Genomic DNA, 5,781 nt, shown 5'->3' on the forward strand with positions numbered 1-5,781 from the left:
GTTGTGTATAGTTCGCTTTCTGCTCCGGTGTCGGAGCTGTTCTTTAACAACACAGATTACCGATAAGTGTGGGTGCCTTAGGCCCTGCACTGCGTAGAGACAGACAAGGAACAGACTTGTCGGTTTCTTTGAAGCAGACCAGAAGTTTTAAGTTAGAGATTGAACATAAGAGTTTGATCCTGGCTCAGATTGAACGCTGGCGGCATGCTTTACACATGCAAGTCGGACGGCAGCGGGGGAGTGCTTGCACTTCTGCCGGCGAGTGGCGAACGGGTGAGTAATGCATCGGAACGTACCGGGTAGTGGGGGATAACTGTCCGAAAGGGCGGCTAATACCGCATACACTTTGAGAAGGAAAGCGGGGGACTTTACGGCCTCGCGCTATCTGAGCGGCCGATGTCTGATTAGCTGGTTGGTGGGGTAAAGGCCTACCAAGGCGACGATCAGTAGCGGGTCTGAGAGGATGATCCGCCACACTGGGACTGAGACACGGCCCAGACTCCTACGGGAGGCAGCAGTGGGGAATTTTGGACAATGGGGGCAACCCTGATCCAGCCATGCCGCGTGTCTGAAGAAGGCCTTCGGGTTGTAAAGGACTTTTGTCGGGGAAGAAAAGGTGGTTGCTAATATCAACTGCTGATGACGGTACCTGAAGAATAAGCACCGGCTAACTACGTGCCAGCAGCCGCGGTAATACGTAGGGTGCGAGCGTTAATCGGAATTACTGGGCGTAAAGCGGGCGCAGACGGTTACTTAAGCAGGATGTGAAATCCCCGGGCTTAACCTGGGAACTGCGTTCTGAACTGGGTAGCTGGAGTATGTCAGAGGGGGGTAGAATTCCACGTGTAGCAGTGAAATGCGTAGAGATGTGGAGGAATACCGATGGCGAAGGCAGCCCCCTGGGACAATACTGACGTTCATGCCCGAAAGCGTGGGTAGCAAACAGGATTAGATACCCTGGTAGTCCACGCCCTAAACGATGTCGATTAGCTGTTGGGGCACTTGATGCCTTAGTAGCGTAGCTAACGCGTGAAATCGACCGCCTGGGGAGTACGGTCGCAAGATTAAAACTCAAAGGAATTGACGGGGACCCGCACAAGCGGTGGATGATGTGGATTAATTCGATGCAACGCGAAGAACCTTACCTGGTTTTGACATGTACGGAACCTTTCGGAGACGGAAGGGTGCCTTCGGGAGCCGTAACACAGGTGCTGCATGGCTGTCGTCAGCTCGTGTCGTGAGATGTTGGGTTAAGTCCCGCAACGAGCGCAACCCTTGTCATTAGTTGCCATCATTTGGTTGGGCACTCTAATGAGACTGCCGGTGACAAGCCGGAGGAAGGTGGGGATGACGTCAAGTCCTCATGGCCCTTATGACCAGGGCTTCACACGTCATACAATGGTCGGTACAGAGGGTAGCCAAGCCGCGAGGCGGAGCCAATCCTATAAAACCGATCGTAGTCCGGATTGCACTCTGCAACTCGAGTGCATGAAGTCGGAATCGCTAGTAATCGCAGGTCAGCATACTGCGGTGAATACGTTCCCGGGTCTTGTACACACCGCCCGTCACACCATGGGAGTGGGGGATACCAGAAGTAGGCAGGCTAACCGCGAGGAGGCCGCTTACCACGGTATGCTTCATGACTGGGGTGAAGTCGTAACAAGGTAGCCGTAGGGGAACCTGCGGCTGGATCACCTCCTTTCTAGAGAAAAGAAGAGGGTTTGGGGCATCCACACTTATCGGTGAACTGTGGCATTGAAGATGCGGTTAAAGGTTTCGGAGGGCAGGCGCAATGTTTGTTGTCCGTAACGGGGCCTGGGTTTGTAGCTCAGCTGGTTAGAGCACACGCTTGATAAGCGTGGGGTCGGAGGTTCAAGTCCTCCCAGACCCACCATGATTGGGGGCATAGCTCAGTTGGTAGAGCACCTGCTTTGCAAGCAGGGGGTCATCGGTTCGATCCCGTTTGCCTCCACCAAAACAGTGCAAATGAAAGCGGATTGTGAAGTTTGCTTTGATTTGCGTTGTTGGGAACAAACATTCCCGATACCGCATTGTTCTTTAACAAATTGGAAAGCCGAAATCAACAAACAAAGACAAAGTTGGTCGGATTTGACTCGGGCATCTGCAAGATGCCGGGGTTTGGGCGGTTGAGGCCGTCTGAAAAGAATCCGGCCGCAGTATTTGGGTGATGATTGTATCGACCGTATCCTGAAAGACAAAAGGCAGGATATGGTACACAACAAAGCAGTAAGCTTTATCAGATTAGGGAATCTAAGCAGGATTGGTAGTCAACGCCGGTTGCTGCGAAGTCGGAAGGTTCTTCAAATGATAGAGTCAAGTGAATAAGTGCATCAGGTGGATGCCTTGGCGATGATAGGCGAAGAAGGACGTGTAAGCCTGCGAAAAGCGCGGGGGAGCCGGCAATAAGGCTGAGATCCCGCGATGTCCGAATGGGGAAACCCACTTAGTTTACTAAGTATCCCGGAGTGAATACATAGCTCCGGAGAAGCGAACCCGGAGAACTGAACCATCTAAGTACCCGGAGGAAAAGAAATCAACCGAGATTCCGCAAGTAGTGGCGAGCGAACGCGGAGGAGCCTGTATACGATAGCCGTTGGGATAGAAGAATGACTTGGAAAAGTCAGCCATAGCGGGTGATAGCCCCGTATTCGAAATCCGAATGGTGGTACTGGGTATACGACAAGTAGGGCGGGACACGAGAAATCCTGTCTGAAGACGGGGGGACCATCCTCCAAGGCTAAATACTCATCATCGACCGATAGTGAACCAGTACCGTGAGGGAAAGGCGAAAAGAACCCCGGGAGGGGAGTGAAACAGAACCTGAAACCTGATGCATACAAACAGTGGGAGCCCTTTTGGGGTGACTGCGTACCTTTTGTATAATGGGTCAACGACTTACATTCAGTAGCGAGCTTAACCGGATAGGGGAGGCGCAGGGAAACCGAGTCTTAACAGGGCGCAGAGTTGCTGGGTGTAGACCCGAAACCGAGTGATCTATCCATGGCCAGGATGAAGGTGCCGTAACAGGTACTGGAGGTCCGAACCCACGCATGTTGCAAAATGCGGGGATGAGCTGTGGATAGGGGTGAAAGGCTAAACAAACTCGGAGATAGCTGGTTCTCCCCGAAAACTATTTAGGTAGTGCCTCATGTATCACTTCCGGGGGTAAAGCACTGTTATGGCTAGGGGGTCATTGCGACTTACCAACCCATGGCAAACTAAGAATACCGGAAAGTGCAATCATGGGAGACAGACAGCGGGTGCTAACGTCCGTTGTCGAGAGGGAAACAACCCAGACCGCCAGCTAAGGTCCCCAATGACAGATTAAGTGGTAAACGAAGTGGGAAGGCCCAGACAGCCAGGATGTTGGCTTAGAAGCAGCCATCATTTAAAGAAAGCGTAATAGCTCACTGGTCGAGTCGTCCTGCGCGGAAGATGTAACGGGGCTCAAATCTGTAACCGAAGCTGCGGATGCGCCTGGCGCATGGTAGGGGAGCGTTCTGTAGGCCGTAGAAGGTGTGCTGTAAAGCATGCTGGAGGTATCAGAAGTGCGAATGTTGACATGAGTAGCGATAAAGCGGGTAAAAAGCCCGCTCGCCGAAAGCCCAAGGTTTCCTACGCAACGTTCATCGGCGTAGGGTGAGTCGGCCCCTAAGGCGAGGCAGAAATGCGTAGTCGATGGGAAACGGGTTAATATTCCCGTACTTTGATTCAATGCGATGTGGGGACGGAGAAGGTTAGGTTGGCAAACTGTTGGAATAGTTTGTTTAAGCCGGTAGGTGGAGTGTTCAGGCAAATCCGGGCGCTCAAAACACCGAGAAGTGACGACGAGTATCTACGGATACGAAGCAACCGATACCACGCTTCCAGGAAAAGCCGCTAAGCTTCAGTTGGATCAGAACCGTACCGCAAACCGACACAGGTGGGCAGGATGAGAATTCTAAGGCGCTTGAGAGAACTCGGGAGAAGGAACTCGGCAAATTGATACCGTAACTTCGGGAGAAGGTATGCCCTCTGATGTTAAGCCCTTGCGGTGTAAGCATTGGAGGGTCGCAGAGAATCGGTGGCTGCGACTGTTTATTAAAAACACAGCACTCTGCCAACACGAAAGTGGACGTATAGGGTGTGACGCCTGCCCGGTGCCGGAAGGTTAATTGAAGATGTTAGCGCATCGGATCGAAGCCCCGGTAAACGGCGGCCGTAACTATAACGGTCCTAAGGTAGCGAAATTCCTTGTCGGGTAAGTTCCGACCCGCACGAATGGCGTAACGATGGCCACACTGTCTCCTCCCGAGACTCAGCGAAGTTGAAATGGTTGTGAAGATGCAATCTCCCCGCTGCTAGACGGAAAGACCCCGTGAACCTTTACTGTAGCTTTGCATTGGACTTTGAAGGCATTTGTGTAGGATAGGTGGGAGGCTGAGAAGCAAAAACGCCAGTTTTTGCGGAGCCGTCCTTGAAATACCACCCTGGTGTCTTTGAGGTTCTAACCCAGGTCCGTGATCCGGATCGGGGACCGTGCATGGTAGGCAGTTTGACTGGGGCGGTCTCCTCCCAAAGCGTAACGGAGGAGTTCGAAGGTTACCTAGGTCCGGTCGGAAATCGGACTGATAGTGCAATGGCAAAAGGTAGCTTAACTGCGAGACCGACAAGTCGAGCAGGTGCGAAAGCAGGACATAGTGATCCGGTGGTTCTGTATGGAAGGGCCATCGCTCAACGGATAAAAGGTACTCCGGGGATAACAGGCTGATTCCGCCCAAGAGTTCATATCGACGGCGGAGTTTGGCACCTCGATGTCGGCTCATCACATCCTGGGGCTGTAGTCGGTCCCAAGGGTATGGCTGTTCGCCATTTAAAGTGGTACGTGAGCTGGGTTTAAAACGTCGTGAGACAGTTTGGTCCCTATCTGCAGTGGGCGTTGGAAGTTTGACGGGGGCTGCTCCTAGTACGAGAGGACCGGAGTGGACGAACCTCTGGTGTACCGGTTGTGACGCCAGTCGCATCGCCGGGTAGCTAAGTTCGGAAGAGATAAGCGCTGAAAGCATCTAAGCGCGAAACTCGCCTGAAGATGAGACTTCCCTTGCGGCTTGACCGCACTAAAGAGCCGTTCGAGACCAGGACGTTGATAGGTGGGGTGTGGAAGCGCGGTAACGCGTGGAGCTAACCCATACTAATTGCTCGTGAGGCTTGACTCTATCATTTGAAGGACTTTGAAACATAAACAAAGCCTCAGAGATAAAGCTTACCGATGAAGATACTTCATCACCGATACTCGCAATGTTGGTTAAAGAATAAATAAGCGGAGCAAAACCTCCGTAACGGCTTTTTGATTTGTACAGTTTAAGTCTGGCGGCCATAGCGGGTTGGTCCCACGCCTTCCCATCCCGAACAGGACCGTGAAACGACCCAGCGCCGATGATAGTGTGGATACCCATGTGAAAGTAGGTCACTGCCAGACACCCCTTCAAAGCCCCCGGTACGGAAGTATCGGGGGCTTGCTTTCGGTCAGAAAACAACAAACGGGAAACGCTATAGAAGCGCAGAGATAACGGAATAAGGGAACCAATCCAAATCCCAAAAGTAAAGTGTTGCCGGACGGCAACAACAGTTACCATGGTTACCGTTTGCCGGCGGAAAAGTATTTGAAAAACGGGACCCATCGTTTATGATGAATGCAGTACCGGACAGATGAGGGAAGAAGGGCGGTACCGCCACAATATTCATTACGGAGCAAAACCATGAAACTGAAACTTTATTTAT

2 tRNA genes and 3 rRNA genes are annotated in these 5,781 nt (G+C 52.2%); all 5 read left to right on the plus strand.

Going from position 1 to position 5,781, the window contains the following annotated elements:
* The first annotated feature begins 161 nt into the window (after positions 1-161).
* The 5 genes from IR141_RS11865 (at position 162) to rrf (ending at position 5,479) form a co-directional block, all read left to right on the plus strand.
* Positions 162-1,702: ribosomal RNA gene (locus IR141_RS11865) — 16S ribosomal RNA — on the plus strand.
* Between the two features lie 115 nt (positions 1,703-1,817).
* Positions 1,818-1,894 (plus strand) — tRNA-Ile (locus tag IR141_RS11870).
* Positions 1,895-1,899: 5 nt separating this feature from the next.
* Positions 1,900-1,975 (plus strand) — tRNA-Ala (locus tag IR141_RS11875).
* 357 nt (positions 1,976-2,332) lie between these two features.
* Positions 2,333-5,216: ribosomal RNA gene (locus IR141_RS11880) — 23S ribosomal RNA — on the plus strand.
* A gap of 150 nt (positions 5,217-5,366) precedes the next feature.
* Positions 5,367-5,479 (plus strand): 5S ribosomal RNA (gene rrf, locus IR141_RS11885).
* Together the 16S, 23S and 5S rRNA genes with 2 tRNA genes alongside form the textbook arrangement of a ribosomal RNA operon.
* The last annotated feature ends 302 nt before the right edge of the window (positions 5,480-5,781 follow it).

Origin of the sequence: Neisseria sp. 19428wB4_WF04 (genome assembly GCF_015235335.1) — a bacterium.
Lineage (GTDB): Bacteria > Pseudomonadota > Gammaproteobacteria > Burkholderiales > Neisseriaceae > Neisseria > Neisseria musculi.